This is a genomic window from Bradyrhizobium sp. LLZ17, from assembly GCF_041200145.1.
In the GTDB taxonomy this organism is placed as follows: domain Bacteria; phylum Pseudomonadota; class Alphaproteobacteria; order Rhizobiales; family Xanthobacteraceae; genus Bradyrhizobium.
The window spans coordinates 6992101-7012344 of the sequence record NZ_CP165734.1 but is presented as its reverse complement, the minus strand read 5'-3'; the positions used below and the strand labels follow the sequence as shown (position 1 = coordinate 7012344).

The following is a 20244-nucleotide window of genomic DNA, read 5'->3' as shown; positions in this document are numbered from 1 at the left end:
GTCCGGACTGTCCCATCGACTGCAAACCTAACCGCCCTTGCCGATAATCTCCGCGAGCGCGCGCCGCGCGACGATGCCGAGTTCGCCGAGCGTTGAATGGCCGGATCGCGCTGCCTCGATCAGGCGCTCGGCGATGAAGCGGCGGCTGTCGTGATCGCCGCCATGCGGCAATTGGCGGCACGTCTCCTCCAGGACGACGTCCATGTTGGCTTTGGTCCGCTCGCTCAACTCTGTCATGACGCCCGGTCGGTACGCGTGGCTTGTAGCCGCAAGCATACACAGACGGATCGGTCATGATTAGCCCGGGCAATCACGGCCATTGTGCATCGCGATGCGTGCATCGAAGCAACGTTCGCGCGGCCACGATGACGCCGCAAACCGCTACCGCAGATTGCGCTTGTTTTGATGACAAGCCGGGTCGGCGGCGATAGCCTGACGGCAAAATAAAGCACCGGAGGAAAGCCATGCCTGACGCAACGGTCGCCACACGCGAGTCCAAGTCGGCAAGTGGAACAACCCAACAGGTCGACGTCGCCGTGGTTGGCGCCGGATTTGCCGGCCTCTATCTGCTCCACCGCCTGCGCAAGGCGGGGTTCACGACGGTCGTGCTCGAAGAGGCCGGCGATGTCGGGGGTACCTGGTACTGGAACCGCTATCCCGGCGCGCGCTGCGATATCCAGACCATCGACTACAGCTACACGTTCGATCCGGAACTCGAAGCCGCCTGGACCTGGTCGGAGAAATACGCGACCCAGCCCGAGATCCTGCGCTATCTCGGCTTCGTCGCCGACCGCTATGAGCTCAGGCGCGACATCCGCTTCAAGACCAAGGTCACGGAAGCCAGATGGGACGAAGCGACCGAACGGTGGCAGCTCGGCACCGACAATGGTGCGCCCGTGTCCTGCCGCCATTACGTCATGGCCACGGGCTGCCTCTCGGCGCCGAAGCCGCCGGAAATCGACGGCGTTAGCCAATTTGGCGGTGAGGTCTATTTCACCGGACGCTGGCCGCATGGCGGTGTCAATCTTGCGGGAAAACGCGTCGCGGTGATCGGCACCGGCTCCTCAGGGATCCAGTCGATCCCGTTGATCGCCGAACAGGCCGCGCATCTAACCGTGTTCCAGCGCACCCCGAATTTCGCGCTGCCAGCCCATAACGGCCCCGCCCCGTCCGGCCGCATGAGCCTGCTGCAGGGCGACCGCGCCGGCTATCGCGAACAGGCGCGCCAGTCGATGACCGGCGTGCCCTACCCGCAGCAGACGGCGGTTAGCTGGCAATTGAGCGAGGCCGAACTGCGCGCGCGCTTCGAGGAGGCCTGGGGCAAGGGCGACCTGATCTACATCCTGACCCAGCTCTGGGCCGATCAGGGCGTCGACATCGACGGCAACAACATCGTCGCGGACCTGATCCGGGAAAAGATCCGCGCCATTGTCAAGGATCCCGAAACCGCCGCAGCGCTCACACCGCACGATCATCCGTTCGGCGCAAAACGCCCGTGCCTCGATACGAATTATTACGCCACCTACAACCGGCCGAACGTCACCCTGGTCAATCTGCGGCAGGAGCCGATCAAGGCAATCAGCGCGGGTGGCATCACCACCGGGAAGCGCAGCTTCGATGTCGACGTCATCGTGTTCGCGACCGGCTTCGACGCCATGACCGGCGCGATCCGCGCCGTGCATCCGATCACCGGACGCGGCGGCAAGTCGCTGTCCGACGTCTGGGCGCAGGGGCCGCAGACCTATCTTGGCCTTACCGTCGCGGGCTTTCCGAACTTCTTCATGATCACCGGTCCCGGCAGTCCGTCGGTGCTGTCGAACATGGCGGTGTCGATCGAGCAGCATGTCGACTGGGTGGTCGAGCGGCTTGCCGCACTGCGTGACGCCGGCTTCACCACGATCGAAGCCACCGAGACGGCGCAGGCCGGCTGGGGCCGGCACATGGCCGACTGTGCGACGCTGACGCTGCACCGGCTTGCCAACACCTGGTACACGGGCGCCAACGTGCCCGGCAAGGTGCACGCGCTGATGCCCTATACGGGCGGCGTCGGCCCCTATCGCAGCATCTGCGACGAGGTCGCGAGCCGCGGCATGCTCGGCTTCAAGCTCAGCGGCCCCGATGTCGCCGCACAATGCCATGACGGCGAGGTGGTCCGCCTGCAACCCGATGTGCGGCTGGTGCTGAACCTGCTGGCATCACTCAACCTGCCGCCGATCGAGTCGATGGGCGCGCTCGGCGCGCGCGCCTTCGTCGACGAATTCAACAAGGGCCGCCCAGCGGGACGGCCGGTCGGCGCCGTCACCGACGGCACGCTGCCCGGCGCCGACGGTCCCCTGCCCTATCGTGTCTACAAGCCTGCAACGCCGGGGCCGCATCCGGTCGTGGTCTATTTCCATGGTGGCGGCTGGGTGCTCGGCGACGAGCAGTCCGATGATCCGTTCTGCCGGGACATGGTGCGGCGAACCGGCATGATCTTCGTCAGCGTCGGCTACCGCCGCGCGCCGGAGCATCGTTTTCCCGCGGCGGCCGAGGACGGCTATGCGGCAACGCGCTGGATCGCCGAGCACGCGGCCGAACTCGGCGGCCAGCCGGGCCCGGTGCTGGTGGCGGGCTGGAGCGCCGGCGGCAACATCGCCGCCGTCACCTGCCAGCTCGCACGCGACCGCGGCGGGCCGGAGATCGCAGGCCAGCTCCTGGTGTGCCCCGTCACCGATTGCAGCTTCGATCGTGCGTCCTACAACGACAATGCGTCCGGCTATTTCCTGACGCGTTCGTTGATGTACTGGTTCTGGGACCTCTATTGCTCACCGGCCGACCGCACCGACCCGCGCGTCTCGCCGCTGCGCGGCAAGGTCGCGGGACTGCCGCCGGCCTTCGTTGTGACCTGCGAGTTCGATCCGTTGCGCGACGAGGGCATCGCCTATGCCGACGCCATGGCGGCCGCCGGCGTGCCGGTCCAGCAGTTCAAGGCCCGTGGCCATTTCCACTCGTCCTTCGTGATGGTGGACGTGGTGATCACCGGCGTCTCGGGCCGGGTGCAGATGGCCGAGGCCTTGCGGCGCTTTGCCGGGCTTCCGCCGGAGGTGCGGCGTGGCGACGAGAACGCTCACGGGCATGCCAGCCCAGGGCACAGGATAGCAGCGGCCGCGAGCTGAGCCGCCATGGGCCGCCCGGAACCATTTCCCGGCCGCTGCGTTGGTGGGCGTGGCATTGAGATGTAGCGATTGATGTGGGCCCCGGCACCCAAGCAAAACTTGTGTGCTGGGGTTCTTTTTGCGTGAGGCGGAGCCGATGGGGGACGCACCGGTTACGGATTCAAAGGTCGATTTCGGCGCGCGCGCCGCGCTGCATAAATGGCCGTCGCTTGCCAACCAGCGAAGACCTGAGCGGGAGCCCTACCAGGTCAGCGAAGGGACGCTCGACGAATGCATCTCGGCCTTCATGGCCAAGCCGGAGACCACGAGGCATCTCTACGAGATCCACACGAGACCGCAGCCGCCGCTGGTCACCGAGATCCTGTCGCCCGAGCACGTCCTAGAATTATCGCGCTGGAGAGAGTTTCTCTGATTGCGGGTAGATGCGATATCTGCACGTGCACGCCGGGCCTCTCAGCAAGCTAGGAACCTTCTCGCCGATTCTGCGGTTGTCGGGGATCGGAAGCCGAGGCGTGAGTGCCCGAGATGCTCGAAACCAGCATGCCCGATCCAACGGTGCCCTATGGCGCCGACCAGACCCTGTTCGTCGTGATCGATCGTCGCGACGAGGCGACCGAGATCCGCGTCGAGCGAAGCGACATCGACGCGACCATCCGCGAGCTCGTCGCCGGCTGCTTCAACGATCCCGTCAAGGTGATCTCCTTCAACACGCTCGAGCACTGGATGAAGGACATCTCGATCGACGTCGCCCGTGAAATTCGGGCTCGCTGCGATATCGAGGGCATGGAGCTGCCGGACTATCTCAGCGATTTCGTCGAGAGCCATAGCTGATCGCGCATCGTCAATGCATGGCGCAGGGATGGTCTGCCGGAGTTAAGCCTGCCGTCGCCTTGCGGCGATGAGCTCGATTTCGCGGCGGCGTTCGCCTGCGAAGGTCAGGAGCTGTTCGATCGTCCTGGTATCCGTGATCCGTTTGGCGATCCGCTCGGCGCGTGCGGCCTGATCTTCGAGATACTGGATCGCGTTCAAACGCCGCCTCCCCCAAAGGCTCCCAATTGGCAGCCGCTATTTTGTCTGGACAGCCATCGTGCGCGAGAGCGGCTAACAGCCGGTTAAGCCGCCCGTTCGACGCCGATCGATCACGCGCTATTGCACGACGTCGAGCCTGACATTGGCGACGCCCCTGTCCACCATGCCAAGAGCCTCGGCCGCGGACGGAGAGATGTCGACCACGCGGCCGCGGACATAGGGTCCGCGATCGTTGACTCTGACGGTGACGAAGCGGCCGGACGAGACATCGGTGACGCGCAGCTTTGTGCCGAACGGCAGCGTCGGATGGGCCGCGGTCAGTTCGTTCTTGTCGAACCTCTCGCCGCTGGCGGTCTCCGTATCCGAATAGAAGCTGGCAACGCCTCGCGAGGCCGTCTGCATGCTTCCTGCATCATCGGACGGACGCGCCCGGTGGATCGGCCGCGGATGCAGCGCCGCCACCCTGTGCGGACGCTCGATCACCGCCTGCCTGCTGGTGCCGACCAGATCGGCCTTCTGGCGGCCGACCGGCGATTGGGCGCAGGCCGCGAGCGATGCCGCGGCGACGATCGCGAGCAGCAGCCGGGCCGATTGGCGGCACGAGGTTGCAAGGCAAATCCGGGCAGTTTCGGCACGTGCGAAGCGAGACATGATGCGCCCTCCGAACAACCCGGAGTTTCGGTGGGCAATGAGGGCAGAACCTTGGCTGAACAAAAGCGGCCTTAGGGCCACCATCGTTTCGCGCCGGCTGTGGCGATTCCACCACAGTCGCATGTCCTGGATCGGGACAACCTTGCGAAAATCAGCCCGATACGATGCGCCAGATGATCGGGCGCCCGTCCGACTGAGCCTCACCGGTCCTGATGTCGCCCTTCAGGAGCCGCATGAGCTCGCGCCGATAGAGCCGCCGCCAGCCCGTTGTCAGGCTGGCGAGAAAGTCGAGCTCCCGTTGCGTCAGTGTGCACATCATGAACCCGATCCAGTTGCGATGGCCCCGTCAGCCGACGAGGCCGCCGATCGCTTTGACGTCCGCGCTGCCGGGGAAGACCGTTTCGGCGAGCACCTTCTCCTCGACGCGCAGATGATCCCGCAGCAGGCCTTTCAGCACTGCGCGAAGATCGGTGGTCGGCTTGAGATCGCGGTCCTCGAACAGCTGCGCCGATTTCAGTCCCGGCCAGTCCGCGATCACGCGGCCGCCGGCGAGCGCGCCGCCGATGAGGAAGGCGACCGTGCCGGTGCCGTGGTCGGTGCCTTGCGTGCCGTTGATGCGCGCGGTGCGGCCGAACTCGGTGACGACCGCGACGACCGTCTCGCCCCAGGCCTCGCCCATATTCTTTTCGATCGCGGCAAAGGCACCGTCGAGCGCCCCGAGCAGATTGTAGAGCTGGCCTGACGCAGCACCTTCCGCGATATGCGTGTCCCAGCCGACGAAGCCCATGGCGCCGACGCGCGGGCCGTCGGGCTTGGCGAGATAGCGCGCCGCGGTGCCCGCGGCTTCGGCGAAATAGGCGCGCACACGCTCGATGCCGGGCGGCATCAAGGTCGGATCGTCCGACATCGGATCGCCGGTGCCGGGCGCACCGGCGAGCGAGGCAAGCTTGATGCGCGCCTGAAGCACGGTCGCGAGCTTCGGGTCGGTGTGTTGGTAGAGATCGAGCAGGCGGCTCTGGGTGTCCTCGCTCGCCGGCAGCAGTTTTTGCGGCACCCATGTCATCACCGGCGCGGTACCGCGCACCACCAGCGGCGTCACCGCGCCGATGCCGAGCGCGCGGCTGCCGCGCGGGTCGACGCGCCCGCCCGACTCCAGTGCGAGCAGCGCGCGGTTGAGCCATCCCGAGGAGGTCGCGCCGGGCTTGGTGAATCCGCTCTCCAGCACGTCCTGGCCGTCGAAATGCGAGCGCTCGCGATAGGGCGTCGCTGTGGCATGAACGATCGAGGCCTTGCCGGTCTTGTAGAGCCGGTGCAGGTTCGGCATCGCCGGATTGAGCGCAAAGAAGGCATCGAGCGGCAGCGCCGGCGCCTTGCCGTCCAGCGTCAGCGCGCCATCGCCGCGCAGCGAGATCCAGTCGGGATCACCGACCGGCGCGACCGCACCAAGGCCGTCGAGCGCGCCGCGCAGGACGATGACGAGCAGGCGCGGATCACGCCCTTCGGCGCGTGCGAGCCGCGGCATCTGGCTCCACGCAAACAGCGCGCCGGAGCCGACCAGAAGTTCGCGCCGCGTGGGCAAATGATTGGCGACGCCCATGCTCACCTCCTCTGAAAATCCGCCGACATGAACAACAACGCCAGCGCCTGCTGCCGGCTCTCGGCGCGACCGACCGCCTGCTTCACCTCTGCTGTGATCTCGGATGCGAAGACATCCTCGATGATCACCTGCGGATCCGCGGTGGCCGCCACGCGCTCGGCAAAATTGTTGGCGATGTCGAGCCGCCGGCCAATGCCGTCGATCCAGCTGGCCTCGTCGTCGGGAAAGCCCTTGGGCGCCGACGGGCGCCACAGTCCCTCGCCGAGCAGGTCCTGGGCCCCGGTGAAGAGTGCGGGATCGACCTCCCTGAGGCCGGTCGCGCGCACCATGCCTACGCCCCATTCGCCCGGACGCTTGAGTTTTGACGGCGGCACGCGCCACGCGTCGTCCGACGAGACCATCGCAATCGCGACCTGCTTGAGATCGCCGCCGGTGTCGCGAAACGTCTCTGCCATGTGTTCGACCAGGGCCGGAGGCGGCTCGTCGGCCACGAAATGCCGTGCGAGCTTGGTCGCGACATGGGTCGCGGTCGCCGGATGTGCGGCAAGGTCGCGCAGCACGGCACGGCCCTGCTCGACGTCCTCCTGCTCGTAGCGCTTGCCGAGGACCGTCTGCCCGCCGGGCTCGTGAAGCCGCGGGTTGAAGGTGAACTCGCCGCCGTGCTCGGGATTGACGCCGGGTGGCACGAGCGTCCATCCCGTCAACACATTGGCGAAGCTGATCACGTCGTCCTGGGTGTAGCCGGCGCGAACACCGAGCGTGTGCAGCTCCATGATCTCGCGCGCAATGTTTTCGTTGAGCCCGCGGTTGCGGTTGATGCCCGCAATCGAGTTCGCGCCCATCGAGCCGAGATTGTCGAGATAGAACAGCATCGCCGGATGGCCCTCGACCGCCTGAAGCAGATCGGCGAAGCGGCCGAGCGCATTGGCGCGAACCGCCTCGCGCTCGTAGGCACCCGACATGCTCTGGATCTTGTAGGCCGAGATGCAGAAATGATTGGACCAGAACCACACCAGCCGTTCGGCGAAGCCGATGTCCGCGCCGAGCGCGGCTTCGATGCGCAGCTTGGCTTCCTGCAAATAGATCGGCCGTCCGGGATCGGGAACGGCTTCGGCGGCCTGCTTGGCCGCCATCGCCGCGGCGTCCTTCTCGGCGCCCGGGGCCTGCCCTTGCGTTTGGTCTTCCGACATCATCGGCGTCGCAGCCGCCTGCTGCTTCTTTGCCTGCAGCTGGGCCTGCTTGGCACGCGCCGCTCGCCGTGCGTTGGCGTCGGCCACGGTGCGATAGGCTTTCGCGCTGGAAGGCAGGCTGGCCGCAGCGGTCAGCACCAGCGGCCGATCGAGCTCGGCAATCAGCGCGCCGCGCGGGTCGCCCCCGACGGCAGCAATCGAACCGGGTCGCGGCCCCATCCCGAAACGATGAAGCGCCAGCACGGCCTCGGCCTTTGCGGAATTGCTCATGACGAACGCCCGATTCTTCCAGCAGTCCGACGGCGGCCGACGTCGCCGCATCAAGCTACGATCCGTATGCTACGGAACGTAACACTTGAGCCAGGCCTTTGCAAGCGGAGATTGAAGCCGATCGAACGCGCATCCGTAATCCAGCGCATGCGCGGGAGAGGCCTAGAAATTCGGCCCCAGCGCGATCTTGGTGATGGTGCCGTTCCTGACGCCGATGCGCCACTCCGCCGACCCGTTGGCGAACTGGGCGATGTAGATGTCGCTGTCGAGCGCGGTGACGCCACGGAACGAAATCGCGCGCAACGCGCCGAGCCGCGTCAGGATCGCCTGGTCGAACGGAAGCTGCTGACGCGTGATGTCGGCGACCTCCGACGTCATGCGCTCGTAGTCCGGCTGGCCCCTGCCGACGCTTTCGATGTAGCTCCGCAACATCTCCTCGCCGTTGGCGATCGGAACGGCGCGCCGTGCCGCGCGCCCCGGCCGCGCGCCGAGACTCGAAGCCTCGACATTGTGGAAACGGGTCTGCCGGCCCGGCACCAGGACCTCGAGGCAACGTCCCGACTTGTCGGCGATCACCCAGGGATCGTTCACGGTGGTCAGGGAGGCCCAGCTCATGTTGGGCCTGACCACGCTCTGCGTCTTGCGGTTGCCGTCCGCGTCGAGATTGAAGACCTGGATGTCCTCGCCCAGCTCGTTATAGACCATGATCCTGATCGGCGAGGTGCCGGCGCGGCCGCGCAGGTTCGCCTGCTCCGAGCAAGGCATGATGCCGCCGAGTTCGTCATTGCCGTCGGCACGGAAGGTCACGTCGCCGGCCTTGCCGTCGGGCTCGAGCAGCAGACGGAATTCCGCCGTACCGTTCGCGAACTTCGCGCCGTAGATGTCATAGCCGCCGGGGCCGACGCCGCGGAAGAAGATCGACTCGATCGCGCCGAGTGCGACGAATGTCGCGTGCAATTGCTCGAGCTGGCCGTGGATCTTGGCGGCGAGCGGCGCGCTCATGCGATCGTAGCTCGGCGTGCCGGCGCGCAGGTCCTCGATGCCGCGCAAGATCATCTCCTTGCCGCCCGCGGCCGGGACCTGCTCGCGGAATCGATCCGGAACTTCGGCGAGGCGGCGGGCGAAGTCGGCCTCGACCGCCTGAGCCACGGCTGCGTCGATCCGCGGTGCGAGTCGCGCGCCGAAGACCTCGCTGTGGACCAGCACGCGCGACACTCTGGCTTGCTCGTCGCGCAGGAAGATCAGGAGATGATCGCCGTGCACGGAAAACGCATCGGCGCCCTCGGCGAGAACCTGCGATCCGCCCTGCCCGGTTTCCTGCACTTGCAGACGATCGCCGTCGCTGCGCACGGTGAGCACGCGGTTGGGCGCGATCCTGTACCAGCCCGCATATTGATCGAGCGAGGTCGGGTCCGCGGCCGGCAGCGGCATTTTCGCAACGCGCACCGCGCGCACGTCGCGGCCGTTCATATGCAGCATCAGCTCGGGGGATCTGCGCTCCGCATCGAGCGGGAACGTGATCTCGCCGAACCAACCCGCATAGGAGGCCGTGCCGTCATTGCCGATCGACAGGCGCAGCTTGCGCTGTCCGGTGAGCTGGCCGTAGAGCTCGTCGCCGTCGCGGAAGACGGCGAACACCGAGGCGGGCCCCATGGCGTAGAAATTGACGAACGGACGATAATGCTGCGCCGGCTCTTCACCGAGATTTGTTGCGAACGGCGCCGGGTCCGGCGTGCGATAGGCGATCATGCCGGTGGAGACGATGACGACCGGCACGATCGCCGCCGCGATCCACAGCCGTTTGCGCCAACCGACGGCAACGGGCAGCGCAGCGGCCGTGATGATGCGCTCGACGCGGGCACGCACGGTCGCGACCCGCGCCATCGCGAGCTCCATCGGTCGCGGCTTCACCGAGGTTGCGACGTCGAGCAGGATTTCGGCATAGGACAGCCGGTCCTCGATCACCTCGATCGCCTGGGCATCGCTGATGATCTCGGCAAGCTCGGCCAGATGCGCGAGCTGCCACCACGAGAACGGGCTGAACCAGAACACCACGCGGTTGAGCGAGGCAAGCAGCAGGACGTAGAAATCACCGTTGGCGACATGCGCGCCCTCATGCGCGAGCACTGCGAGGCGCTTTTTCGCGTCCCAGCCGAAAAATTGCGGCGGCACCAGAATGGTCGAGCCGAAGGTGACGGGGCCGCCGACGTCGCGGCTGACGCGAACATCGGCATCGATCATGTGCGGAGCCTGCATCGGCTTCGCCGCGCGTGCCAGGCGCCAGGTCAGGCAAAGGCCAATTGCCAGCCGCAGCAGCAGCAAGCAGGCGACGCCGGCGTAGACGATCGTCGCCACCAACCCCCAATGGACCGAGGGACCGCTTTTCACCGGCAGCGCGACGGCAGTGCTGGGGGCAACCGGCAAGGCCGGCTGCGGCGCCTCCAGCATCGACATATCGGCCGGCCAGAGTTCGTCCGCCATCGGCAGGGACAGGGGCAGGCGATCGACCGTGAGCGTCGGCCAATGCATCACGAAAGGCATCGCCAGCGATGCCAGCAGCACGACGACCCACGCCGTCATATGGACGTGCGGATTGCGCACCCGAAACAGGTTGAGACCGAACCAGACGACGCCTCCCAGCACGAAGGAGCGTAGCGCCGCCTCAGCCAGAGTTGCGATCATTCTTTCTTCACTCCCCTCGCCTTCTTCGCCTTGGCGACCTGGTCGGCCAGTGTGCGCAATTGCTGCTGGTCGAGCATCGCGTTGTCGACCATGCCGACAAGGACCTCTTCCATCGAGCCGTTGCAGAACCAGTCGACAATCCGCTGCACCGCCTTGGCCGCGACCTGCGCCCGTGGTTCGGCAGCGTGGTAGACATAGGTTCGACCGTCCACGGTGTGGTTCGCATAGCCCTTTTCTTCCAGCCGGCGCAGCACCGTGCGCACGGTCGATCCTTCAGCGGCCGCGACAGCCGCTCGCGCACGACCTCGGCCGTCACCGGACCATGGGCCCAAACCAGTTGCATGACCTCGTGCTCGAGGTCGCCCAGGTCGGGCAAACGATCGTCCATGGTGGCCTACCCAGCAGCTTGAGTTCTCGTATGCTACAGATCGTCGCATATAGGATCGTGCCGCGCAACGGCATTCTACCTGGAATAGTATCGCCGTGCTGCCCTGATGAGGCGCGTTGCGACCTGCGAGGGCGGTGCGCTCCCTCTCCCGCTTGCGGGAGAGGGTTGGGGTGAGGGTGTCTCCGCAGTGGGACTCCCCAAGAGGATAGAGCCCTCACCCGGCGCAAGTGCGCCGACCTCTCCCGCAAGCGGGAGAGGTGACCGAGCCAGCCGCCAGATCGAGTCAGTCAAAAGTCGTCAGACGTCAGTACCGCGGCTCGTACATTTGCGATTGGACCAGCGCCTTGACGTCGTTCGGCGCGGGACCGTCGGCCAATCCACGCTGATAGGCGACGTCCGCGACCGCAGCGGCAATCCCGATGGAGACCTCGCGGATCTGCGGCAATGCCGGATAGAGACTGCCCTGTGCGAGGTCGTCCTTGCCGACGCAGTTGGCGAGCGAATGGGCCGCCGCCATGAACATCTCGTCCGTGACTAACCGCGATCGGCTGGCGATGACGCCGAGGCCGACGCCCGGGAAGATGTAGGAGTTGTTGCCCTGCCGCGGCACGAAGGTGCGGCCGTTGAGCGTCACCGGGTCGTAGGGGCTGCCGCAGGCGAACAGCGCGCGGCCTGCGGTGTAGCGATAGGCATCCTCCGCCGAGCACTCGGCCTTCGAGGTCGGGTTGGACAGCGCGAACACGATCGGATGCTCGTTGAGTTCGGCCATCGCCTTCAGCACCTCGGGCGTGAACGCACCGCCGACCGCGGCAACGCCGATAATCGCCGTCGGCTTCAGCGTCTTGATCGCGGTGAGGAAATCGGTGATCGGCGCCTGCTCGGTATGCGCATAGCGGAGCTTGTGGCCCGAAAGGCCGGCGCGGCCGCTGACGACGAGCCCGCGGGAATCCACCAGCCAGTTGCGCCGGAGCGCTTCGGCCTCGGTGGCGCCCTCCGCCATCATCGCGGAGACCACGAGATCGGCGATGCCGGTTGCGGCCTCGCCCGCGCCCAGGAACAGGATGCGCTGCTCACTCAGCTTCCCGCCGGAGATGCGCAGCGCCGAAAACAAACCGGCGAGCGCCACCGCCGCGGTGCCCTGGATGTCGTCATTGAAGACGCAGGTCTCGTCGCGGTACTTGTGCAGCAGCTTGAACGCCGAGTGATTGGCGAAATCCTCGAACTGGATCAGCACGCCCGGAAACGTCTTTCGCGCGGCAACCATGAATTCGTCGACGAAACTGTCATAGGCTGCGCCCGTGAGCCGCCGCTCGCACAGGCCGAGATAATAGGGATCGTTCAGAAGCTCCTCGTTGTTGGTGCCGACGTCGAGCACGATCGGCAGGCAATGCTCGGGATGCACCCCGGCACAGGCCGAATAGAGCGCGAGCTTTCCAACGGGGATGCCCATGCCATTGGCACCAAGATCGCCGAGACCGAGGATGCGCTCGCCATCGGTCACGACGATGAGTTTGGCCGGATAAGGCCAGTTCTTCAGGATCTCGCCGATCTGGCCGCGATCGCGCGAGGAGATGAACATGCCGCGCGGCCGCTGGAAGATCAGGCCGTATTTCTGGCAGGCCAGCCCAACGGTCGGCGTGTAGATGATCGGCTGGATCTCGTCGATATTGTCGACGACGACGCGGAAGAACAGCGCCTCGTTGCGGTCGTGCAGCGCATTGAGCGCGACGTATTTCTCCAAATCGGTCGGCAGCGCGCGCAGATTGGTGAGCACGCGCTCGACCTGCGTCTCGATCGTCAGCACACATGGCGGCAACAGGCCGCGCAAGCCGAGCGCACCGCGCTCCGCTTCCGTGAAGGCGGTGCCCTTGTTGAGGAGGGGATCGCGCAGCAGCGCCATGCCGTGAGCGGGATCGGGCGATGTCGTTTGGGCAACGACGCGGGCAAGTCTATTCACGAATCCCCCACGGAATTTCTTATTGAAGGGGAAGCATTGTCGGCCAGTGCTCAGTTGAGATCAAGGACGTTGCCTCGCAGGCCGCGATTGTGATCTCGCACCGCAGCGAGAATTTTAGTGCAGATCGCAGCGCGCGATGCAAGGGTTAACAGGGCGACGCTCCCTCTCCTCATGGTGAGGAGCGCGTCTCCGCGCGTCTCGAACCACGAAGACCCCGGCTCGCAGCGCATCCTTCGAGACGCCCGCCTTTGGCGGGCCCTCAGGATGAGGGCTTGTGATGAGGCCTGGCCGGGCCCGCCTCGTCCGAGTGAACGCCGCCAACTGAGCGGAGACAAGCCGGAATTTATCCCGCCGCCCGCCGTGGCGTCAGGTTTGTGGCGACATCGGCCGGGGGCGCAACGTGCATCAAAATCGTCTGGGTGGCGGATGCGATTTCGATGCCGTGCTGCTGGAAACGTTGCTTCATGCGGCGGTTGAATTCGCGCTGGACCGGCCAGCGGCCCGTCTCGGTGCACCGGATCTGGCCGACAATCGACACCATCGCGCCGTCGACCTTGTCGATGCCCCAGAGCTCGAGGTCACCGCGGATTAATCCACGGAATTCCGGCTCGCGGCGCATCTCGTCGACGATGTCCTTGAGGATCTGCCCGGCGCGGTCGGTGTCCTCCTTGTAGGCGACGTTGACGCTGACGGATGCGTTGCCGGCGCCACGGCTGGCATTGGTGATGGTCGTCACCGCGCTGAACGGCACGATGTGCACGGCGCCGTCGCCGGCGCGGAGCCGAATGGTGCGGATCGAGACGTTCTCGACCACCCCGGTGAGGCCCGACACGCTGACGGTGTCGCCGACTTGCACCGTGTTCTCCAGCAACAGGAACAGCCCGGTGATGAGATCCTGCACCAGCTTCTGCGAGCCGAAGCCGATGGCGATGCCGACAATGCCGGCACCCGCGAGCAGCGGCGCGACATTGACGCCGATCTCGCTCAACGCGGTGAGGCCGACGACGGTTGCGATCACGCACAGCAACGCAGTCCGCAGCATCGGCTGGAAGGTGCGCAGCCGCGCGGCGCGGGCATAGTGCCCGTCCCGCGACAGCGTATTGATCTGGCGATCCAGCAACGCGTTGCTGGCTTCCCAGATCGCCGCGGCGATGAACACGGCAACGCCGATCGTCGCCACGGCGGAGAGCAGCCGGCTGCCGATCTGGCCGCCATAGAACCAGACGATGGCGTCGACACCCCAGACTTCGAGCACGGCGACGACGCCGATAAAGGCGATGACGCCCGAGACGATCTTTCGCAGCAGCGGCAGATAGCGGTTGGCGCGGATCTCCAGCCCTGGAAAGCGCTGAAGTATCTCGGGATTGATGCGAAAGCCGCGGTCGATCAGGCCCAGCGTCACCATGATGGCGATCCGCGTGACCAGCGCCACCGCGATCGTGCCGACGAAATATTGCAGCAGCAGTGAGTAGCCGTTGCGGATGTTGAGCGCCCACACCGTCCACAGCGCGAGATCGAGCGCGATGGCGAGATAATGCCAGCCGCCCGCGATGCGGTTGCGCAGCCCCGCCGCGATGCCCTGCCGGCCGGCCGGTGCGCGAATGGCGTCGGCGACCTGGCGGCGGCATTGCAGGATGATGACGGCGATGAACAGATGCACGACCAGCATCACCATGCGCAGCAGCGCCGCGTAGCCGGCGCGATGCAGGCCGAGCAGCAGCGCCACATTGGCGAAGGCGATGCCGGACACGCCGAAGCCGACGATGCGGCGCGCCCAGATCTCGACATAGGCGGCAGTCTCGGCGCGGACCGGAAACAGGCCGAACGGACCTGCCAGCGCACGCACGACGCAGATGAGTCCGCGCGAGAAAGCATAGGCGTTCGCCACCGCGAGGATCACGAGGCGGACGGTTGCGGGATCGCCGATCTCGGTTCCGAGCAGCGCCGTCGCCACGCCGACAAAGAAGAATACCGGGAGCAGTTCGAGCACGAGGCGTCCGAACACGAAGGGCAGTCGCAGCAACAATTGCCAGGCACGCGCGAGACTGTGGCGGCGCTTGTGCAATTCAGGCAAAGACGTGACGTCGGCCACCGATGACGGCGGATCGGCAATGGGCAGCACTTGCGCCGGCAGGCGCGCGTTTTGCGGCGCGCGCCGTTCGAGGTATGCCAGGGGGCGCCGCATCAGGCGGAAGATCACCCACTCTGCCGCGAGGGCGCAGCCGAACACCAGCGCGAGCTTCCAGGCGATCTCGATCAGGAGATCATAGGCGGCAGGGTCATTCGCGGTCCGAACCACCCAGTAATAGAACGCGGGGAAATGCGTGAGCGTTCGGGCCATATCGGCGACCTCGCGCGAAATCTCGCCGATCTCCTCGGACACGCTGAGCAGGAGTTGCGCACCGAGGCCGTCGGCTGCGAGCGGGATCGCTGATGTCTGCTCGGGCGCAGGCTGCTGCGGACCCGAGGCGCTCGCGATCGCACGCAAGGTCTCGATCATCTGCGCGCGCTTCTTGTCGTCCTGAAGCGTCTCCAGCGCGCGCCTGGCCTCGTCCGGCGACAGCGCGGCCGCTTGGTTGGCCGCAGCCGCGGCCGGCTCGGCGCGAGCGCCGGAGAAGGATGAGATGACGAGGAAGAGAGCGGCGAGAAGCGCCCGGGCAAGCTTATGCGACACGAGGATTCCTTAAAAAATAGATGCGCTCCGGCGGAGTCGGAATCGCCACCGCCGAAACGCATGCGTCATGTCGGATTGGCGTTATTCGCCCGCGTCCTGTGTCGGAAGTTTGCCGATGAGGCGACAATCTCTTGGCATTTGCCGCAACGCAAAATGCAAAACCGCGGCTCAACGAAGACGAGCGGCAGCTCGAATGCCGGGGGGCACAGAGATTCTCTCCCGTCATTCCGGGAATCGGACCCGGAATGACGGCGAGGAGGAGGAGGAGTGAAGGAAATCGGGATATTTGCGCCAGTTACCTCGTCCGGCAGTTAGCTCGCGCCAAGGAATCCGACACGAAGACATCTGACACGACGAGCGCCTTGCAAGAAAGCACAGCGCCGGGCAGGTAGGGGCTCTGCCTTACTGATGCAGCCCTCTAGACCTTGACCCGGCGTGCCGTTCGCGTTTCTGCCGCTATGCGATAGTCCGAATGAGCTCCATCGCATTCAACGCGGCGGGTTCTGCGGAGGTGGTGTCATAGACCTCCCCTTGCTCTCGATGTGGACCTTGTCGCTTGTTCGCGACCGCTTGGATGGTCCTCCCGTGACACAAAACTGTCAAGCGGCATCAATCGGGTGTGGATCACATTTGCGGACGCGTCTATCGCTTGTCGGCGGCGGATTGGCCGCAGATAGGCTGGAATAAATGCCCTTTCGCAGAGTTTGTCTCGGAGAGTACCCGCCTCTCCCGCACTCCCCTTTTCCAGAAAGCCAGAGATGAAAGCATCATTTTGCATCGCGGTTGTCGTAGCCCTCGTGACCGGATCAGCGTTCGCGCAGTCTCCGCCGCAGACCTCGACCAGGAAGGTCGAGGGCACCGAGAACGTCTACATCTTCCGCTATGGCGGCCATCAGTCGATGTTCGTGGTCACGCCGCAGGGCGTGATCGCAACTGATCCGATCTCCTATTTGCGTCCCGCAAAGCCCTATATCGACGCGATCAAGGCGGTCACCGACAAACCGATCAAATACGTCATCTACAGCCATCATCATTACGACCACATCGCCGGCGGCCAGCCGTTCAAAGATCTTGGCGCCACCTTTATCGCCCATCGTCGCACCAAGGAGCGGCTGCTCGAGCTCAAGAAGCAGAATGCACTGCTGGCAGACGTCGTGATGCCCGACCAGGTGGTCGACGGGAAGAAGACCATCACGCTCGGCGGCACCACGCTGGAGCTCGACTATGTCGGCCGCAACCATTCCGACAACTCGCTGGTGATGCGGCTGCCGAAGGAGAAGCTGATCTTCGTGGTCGACTTCGCGCCGATCGAGGCGGTTCAGTTTCGCAACATTCCCGACAACGCCTCACCGCTGGAATACATCGCCTCGCTGAAGAAGCTCGCCGCGCTCGACTGGGAGCGGATGATCCCGGGCCATCCGAATGCCGGCGGCCGGCTCGGCACCAAGAAGGATGTCGAGGACGACATCGCCTACATGGAGGATCTGTCCGCCGAGGTGAAGAAAGCAGCCGACGCCGGCAAATGCTTCGACACCGCCATGAAGGAAGTGAAGCTGCCGAAATACGAGAAATGGGCGAATTACGAGACCGGCCTGCCCGCCAACGTGGAACGCTTCTGCTACTGGTGGGGCCGCGGGTATTGAGGAGGCGACGGGGGCATGGTGACATCATGCCCCTGTTTTGCCCGACGGGTCAAACGAAATTCGCTGATTCCGAATATCATTCGCGCCGGCGGGCAAGCCATTGATTTCACGACCATCGGCTACTGTGCATGGGGTTGTTTTCGCGAAATCGCAGGACTTGTAGCACGCTTACGGTTTGCCCACCCTACGAGAGCGGAGATCGTTCGGCGCTCGCTGCAACTTAACGCTTCCCCTCCCCTTCTTCTCCTTCTCCAGCGCCTCGCTGACCGCCTTGAATTCGGCGAGCGAAGCCTTGTCGGCACGGGGAAAGCGCAGGTCCAACCGCTCCAGCGCCGCGACGATCACCGAGCCGATCACGACGCGCGCGAACCATTTGTGATCGGCGGGCACGACGTACCAGGGCGCATGCGCCGTTGCGGTATGGCGGACGATGTCCTGGTAGACAGCCTGGTAGCGCGGCCACAGCGCGCGCTCCTTGATGTCGTCCATGGAAAACTTCCACTGCTTGGACGGGTCTTCCAGACGGTCGAGGAAGCGCTCGCGCTGCTCGTCCTTGGAGAGATTGAGGAAGAATTTCAGCACCACGGTGCCGTTGCGGCAGAGATAGCGCTCGAAGCCGGAGATGTCCTCGAACCGCTCCGTCCAGATGTTCCTGGTCACGAGCTTCTGCGGCAGCTTCTCCTTGGCGAGGATCTCCGGGTGCACGCGGGTCACCAGGCATTCCTCGTAATAGGAGCGGTTGAAGATGCCGATATGGCCGCGCTCCGGCAGCGCGATCACGTGGCGCCAGAGGAAGTCGTGATCGAGCTCCTCCTTGCTCGGTTGCTTGAACGCATGAACCTCGCAGCCCTGCGGGTTGATGCCTTCGAAGATCGCCTTGATCGCGGAATCCTTGCCGCCGGCGTCCATGCCCTGGAGCACGATGAGAAGCGACCAGCGATCCTGGGCGTAGAGCTTTTCCTGAAACTCGGCGAGGCGCTTCTTGTTGGCTTCAAGAATCTCCTGCGCCTTGTCCTTGTCGAGGTCGCCCTTCGCGTTGGTCTTGTGCGCCTTGAGATGAAACTTGCCCGATCCGTCGTGGCGGAACGGCGTGATGTAGCGGTCAAGTTCCTGGGCGAGCGATTTGGACGGCTTCTTGCTCATGAGCGCGGGACACCTTGCGTTGCGGCTTCAATCGGTCGAGCACGCTACCAAGGATGCCCTTCGGAAGGAATATGATGAAAAGCACCAGCAGCACGCCATAGACCAGATTGTCCCAGCCCACCGCCTTGGTGCCGAAGCCGATGCGAAGGGTCTCCGCGAGCAGGATGGTGATGACCGCGCCGACGGTCGGTCCGAGCGAGACGAACAGGCCGCCGACGATCGCCGCAAACACCATCTGGAGCGAGACCGCGATGCCGCTGACGGTGTCGGGCGTGATGAACATCTGGTATTGGCAGTAGAGCGCGCCCGCCAGCGCCGTCATCAGCGCGCTGATCAGCGTGATCTTCAATTTTTCCGCGGTGACGTCGACCCCGGCGGCAGCTGCGGCGTCCTCGTCCTCGGAGATCGCCTCGAGCGCGTAGCGGCTCATGCTGCGGTCGACCAGGTGCCAGACGATGATGCCCCCGAGCCAGATCCCAAGCGCGACCAGATACCAGGTCGTCTTGTCGTCGAATTGCAGCGCCAGCAGCTTGCTGCCGGAGGCGCGGTTCGGCGTATAGCCGAGCGAGCCGCCGGTATAGTCGCGCGTCGCCGTGATGACTTGAAGCACGATGCCGGACAGCGCCAGCGTCACCAGCACGAAATAATGCCCGGTGATGCGGAAGCGGAAGCAGGGATAACCGACGATCAGCGCCAGCACACCGGCCGCGATCATGCTGATGGGAATGCCGATCCAGGGCGACAGGCCGAGATGATTCCACAACAGCGCCGTGACATAAGCGCCGATCCCCATGAAGCCGCCGTGTCCCAGCGAGACCAGGCCGAACCGTCCCATCATCGACCAGGACGTATAGGCGAACGACCAGACCAGGATCAGCACCAGGATGTGCAGATGATAGGGCTCGCGATCGACGAACGGCAGCGCGATCAGCGCCGCGAGCCCGATTGCCCACGCCAAAAGCCGGCCTTGCCCGATCATCGGCGCCTCGCGAGCAGGCCCGCAGGCCGGATGAACATCATGACGATGAAGAAGGCGAAGGCGAGCACGTAGCCCCATTCGAGATCGGAGAACAATCCGCCGAGCGAAATGATCTCCGCGAACAGGAAGGCGGCGATGAAGCCGCCGATAAAATTGCCAAGGCCGCCGAGCACGCAGATCAGGAAGGTGATCGGTCCGAACGACAGGCCGACGAAGGGGTGCACGTCGTATTGCAGCACCAGCAGGCAGGCCGCGAGCCCGGCCAGGCCACCGCCGATCGCGGAGGTGATGAGGTAGATCTTCTTGGTGTCGACCCCCATCAGCGCCATGATCTGCCGGTCCTGCGAGATGGCGCGTATCGCCGTGCCGGTGAACGTGCGGGTCATGAAGAGATAGACCGCGACCATGCCGGCCAGCGCGGCAGCGAACGACAGCAGTCGCGCGTAGCTGAAATTCATGTCGCCGAAAGCGAGCACGGGCAGGCGGATGCCGAGATTGCGGAAATCGATGCCGAAGGCGACGGTGGCAAAACTCTGGAGCACGAACAACACGCCGCCGGTCGCAAGCAGCTGGTTGATCGGCGGCGCCGTCAGCAGCGGCGCGATCACGAGGTAGTGCAGCAGCGCGCCGAGCATCGCGACGAGCAGGATGGTGAGCGGCGCGGCGATGAAATAGCTGATGCCGTAATACTGCACCAGGAAGTACATCGCGTACATGCCGATCATCACGAGCTCGGCGTAGCAAATCCAGGTCACGTCGATGACGCCGAAGATCAAGTTGAGGCCGAGCGCGAGCAGCGCCAACACGCCGCCGAGCAGGATGCCGTTGATCACGGCTTCCAGCAGATAGATGTCGAAAATGTCCAGCAATGCCTGCATGCCCTCGC

Annotated in this window: 16 protein-coding genes and 1 pseudogene; 4 read left to right on the top strand and 13 right to left on the bottom strand. The window is 65.0% G+C overall.

The annotated features are described in order from the left end of the window. Window positions 1–27 precede the first annotated feature (27 nt). Window positions 28–276, bottom strand: coding sequence for a hypothetical protein (locus tag AB8Z38_RS33570; RefSeq protein ID WP_369721846.1), 249 nt, complete (start codon window positions 274–276; stop codon window positions 28–30). Window positions 277–464: 188 nt separating this feature from the next. On the opposite strand from AB8Z38_RS33570, the gene AB8Z38_RS33565 reads away from it, so the two are divergent. The 3 genes from AB8Z38_RS33565 (at window position 465) to AB8Z38_RS33555 (ending at window position 3986) form a co-directional block, all read left to right on the top strand. Beyond that, window positions 465–3155, top strand: a complete 2691-nt coding sequence (locus AB8Z38_RS33565) for an alpha/beta hydrolase fold domain-containing protein (RefSeq protein WP_369721845.1) — start codon at window positions 465–467, stop codon at window positions 3153–3155. 136 nt (window positions 3156–3291) lie between these two features. Then, complete coding sequence (locus AB8Z38_RS33560; protein WP_369721844.1) at window positions 3292–3567, top strand: hypothetical protein; 276 nt, start codon at window positions 3292–3294, stop codon at window positions 3565–3567. Window positions 3568–3680: 113 nt separating this feature from the next. Next, a complete protein-coding gene (locus AB8Z38_RS33555) occupies window positions 3681–3986 on the top strand; it encodes a hypothetical protein (RefSeq protein ID WP_369726669.1) in 306 nt (101 codons plus the stop codon). Window positions 3987–4028: 42 nt separating this feature from the next. Here AB8Z38_RS33555 and AB8Z38_RS33550 read toward each other — a convergent pair whose 3' ends face one another. From AB8Z38_RS33550 to AB8Z38_RS33510, 9 genes and pseudogenes are all read right to left on the bottom strand, one after another. Beyond that, window positions 4029–4184 carry a hypothetical protein gene (locus AB8Z38_RS33550; protein WP_369721843.1) on the bottom strand — a complete coding sequence of 52 codons (156 nt, stop codon included), beginning with the start codon at window positions 4182–4184 and terminating at the stop codon, window positions 4029–4031. 117 nt (window positions 4185–4301) lie between these two features. Continuing rightward, window positions 4302–4835 (bottom strand): septal ring lytic transglycosylase RlpA family protein, encoded by a 534-nt coding sequence (locus tag AB8Z38_RS33545; protein WP_369721842.1) that lies wholly within the window; start codon window positions 4833–4835, stop codon window positions 4302–4304. A 151-nt stretch (window positions 4836–4986) separates the two neighbouring features. Further along, entirely contained in the window at window positions 4987–5154 is a 168-nt protein-coding gene (locus AB8Z38_RS33540; protein ID WP_369721841.1) for a hypothetical protein, read from the bottom strand. A 27-nt stretch (window positions 5155–5181) separates the two neighbouring features. Next, the gene (locus tag AB8Z38_RS33535) at window positions 5182–6432 is read right to left on the bottom strand and encodes a DUF1501 domain-containing protein (RefSeq protein WP_369721840.1); all 1251 of its coding nucleotides are present in this window, start codon (window positions 6430–6432) and stop codon (window positions 5182–5184) included. Window positions 6433–6434: 2 nt separating this feature from the next. Then, window positions 6435–7892 carry a DUF1800 family protein gene (locus tag AB8Z38_RS33530; RefSeq protein WP_369721839.1) on the bottom strand — a complete coding sequence of 486 codons (1458 nt, stop codon included), beginning with the start codon at window positions 7890–7892 and terminating at the stop codon, window positions 6435–6437. Between the two features lie 162 nt (window positions 7893–8054). Further along, window positions 8055–10574 (bottom strand): M56 family metallopeptidase, encoded by a 2520-nt coding sequence (locus tag AB8Z38_RS33525; protein WP_369721838.1) that lies wholly within the window; start codon window positions 10572–10574, stop codon window positions 8055–8057. Then, window positions 10571–10962, bottom strand: a pseudogene (locus AB8Z38_RS33520) (BlaI/MecI/CopY family transcriptional regulator). The gene AB8Z38_RS33525 and the pseudogene AB8Z38_RS33520 overlap by 4 nt, the downstream one beginning before the upstream one ends. Before the next feature lie 304 nt (window positions 10963–11266). Further along, window positions 11267–12919: an NAD-dependent malic enzyme gene (locus AB8Z38_RS33515; protein WP_369721837.1), complete on the bottom strand. Its 1653-nt coding sequence runs from the start codon at window positions 12917–12919 to the stop codon at window positions 11267–11269. Window positions 12920–13262: 343 nt separating this feature from the next. Beyond that, window positions 13263–15593 (bottom strand): mechanosensitive ion channel domain-containing protein, encoded by a 2331-nt coding sequence (locus tag AB8Z38_RS33510; protein WP_369721836.1) that lies wholly within the window; start codon window positions 15591–15593, stop codon window positions 13263–13265. A gap of 758 nt (window positions 15594–16351) precedes the next feature. Here AB8Z38_RS33510 and AB8Z38_RS33505 point away from each other — a divergent pair. Then, complete coding sequence (locus AB8Z38_RS33505) at window positions 16352–17236, top strand: MBL fold metallo-hydrolase (RefSeq protein WP_369721835.1); 885 nt, start codon at window positions 16352–16354, stop codon at window positions 17234–17236. Between the two features lie 168 nt (window positions 17237–17404). Here AB8Z38_RS33505 and AB8Z38_RS33500 read toward each other — a convergent pair whose 3' ends face one another. From AB8Z38_RS33500 to AB8Z38_RS33490, 3 genes are read right to left on the bottom strand one after another with little or no spacing between them, the layout of a single operon-like run. After that, on the bottom strand, window positions 17405–18379 hold the full coding sequence (locus tag AB8Z38_RS33500; protein WP_369721834.1) for a polyphosphate kinase 2 family protein: 975 nt from the start codon (window positions 18377–18379) through the stop codon (window positions 17405–17407). Continuing rightward, window positions 18339–19358 carry a branched-chain amino acid ABC transporter permease gene (locus AB8Z38_RS33495; protein WP_369721833.1) on the bottom strand — a complete coding sequence of 340 codons (1020 nt, stop codon included), beginning with the start codon at window positions 19356–19358 and terminating at the stop codon, window positions 18339–18341. Before AB8Z38_RS33495 ends, AB8Z38_RS33500 begins: the two co-directional genes overlap by 41 nt. Next, entirely contained in the window at window positions 19355–20236 is an 882-nt protein-coding gene (locus AB8Z38_RS33490) for a branched-chain amino acid ABC transporter permease (RefSeq protein ID WP_369726668.1), read from the bottom strand. Before AB8Z38_RS33490 ends, AB8Z38_RS33495 begins: the two co-directional genes overlap by 4 nt. Window positions 20237–20244 lie beyond the last annotated feature (8 nt).

Bases quoted from the DNA above. Each gene is read 5' to 3' on its own strand.
- AB8Z38_RS33570 (WP_369721846.1), bottom strand. From the start codon at position 276: ATGCTTGCGGCTACAAGCCACGCGTACCGACCGGGCGTCATGACAGAG.
- AB8Z38_RS33565 (WP_369721845.1), top strand. From the start codon at position 465: ATGCCTGACGCAACGGTCGCCACACGCGAGTCCAAGTCGGCAAGTGGA.
- AB8Z38_RS33560 (WP_369721844.1), top strand. From the start codon at position 3,292: ATGGGGGACGCACCGGTTACGGATTCAAAGGTCGATTTCGGCGCGCGC.
- AB8Z38_RS33555 (WP_369726669.1), top strand. From the start codon at position 3,681: ATGCTCGAAACCAGCATGCCCGATCCAACGGTGCCCTATGGCGCCGAC.
- AB8Z38_RS33545 (WP_369721842.1), bottom strand. From the start codon at position 4,835: ATGTCTCGCTTCGCACGTGCCGAAACTGCCCGGATTTGCCTTGCAACC.
- AB8Z38_RS33540 (WP_369721841.1), bottom strand. From the start codon at position 5,154: ATGATGTGCACACTGACGCAACGGGAGCTCGACTTTCTCGCCAGCCTG.
- AB8Z38_RS33535 (WP_369721840.1), bottom strand. From the start codon at position 6,432: ATGGGCGTCGCCAATCATTTGCCCACGCGGCGCGAACTTCTGGTCGGC.
- AB8Z38_RS33530 (WP_369721839.1), bottom strand. From the start codon at position 7,892: ATGAGCAATTCCGCAAAGGCCGAGGCCGTGCTGGCGCTTCATCGTTTC.
- AB8Z38_RS33525 (WP_369721838.1), bottom strand. From the start codon at position 10,574: ATGATCGCAACTCTGGCTGAGGCGGCGCTACGCTCCTTCGTGCTGGGA.
- AB8Z38_RS33505 (WP_369721835.1), top strand. From the start codon at position 16,352: ATGAAAGCATCATTTTGCATCGCGGTTGTCGTAGCCCTCGTGACCGGA.
- AB8Z38_RS33500 (WP_369721834.1), bottom strand. From the start codon at position 18,379: ATGAGCAAGAAGCCGTCCAAATCGCTCGCCCAGGAACTTGACCGCTAC.
- AB8Z38_RS33495 (WP_369721833.1), bottom strand. From the start codon at position 19,358: ATGATCGGGCAAGGCCGGCTTTTGGCGTGGGCAATCGGGCTCGCGGCG.
- AB8Z38_RS33490 (WP_369726668.1), bottom strand. From the start codon at position 20,236: ATGCAGGCATTGCTGGACATTTTCGACATCTATCTGCTGGAAGCCGTG.